A 270-nucleotide genomic window follows, 5' to 3' on the forward strand; every position below is an offset into this window, starting at 1 on the left:
GGTAGGCGCTATAGATCGTCCACGCTCCATTGGTCGCTGGCACCGTCGTTGCCGTCGAGATGAAATTCGAGGCTCCAAGCAACAATCGCCCCTCAACATTGAATTGCTGAGCAGACATGACGCCCGTCGCCATTGATGCGGTGTAGGTATCGAGGTAACCCGCGTTCGTCGTCGTGACGTTGTTGCCGTTCGCTTGACGAACGTCAGACCTGACGATGCCACCCGAAAAGTTGAGTTGCCCCGTACCCGTACCTGACGACAGCAGCACGC

At 57.4% G+C, this 270-nt stretch carries 1 protein-coding gene; it reads right to left on the reverse strand.

The window, feature by feature from the left end; all coding sequences use genetic code 11:
• On the reverse strand, window positions 1-270 hold a 270-nt coding region (locus OSO_RS51475; protein WP_040594049.1), incomplete at both ends, for a hypothetical protein.

Source organism: Schlesneria paludicola DSM 18645 (genome assembly GCF_000255655.1).
Lineage (GTDB): Bacteria > Planctomycetota > Planctomycetia > Planctomycetales > Planctomycetaceae > Schlesneria > Schlesneria paludicola.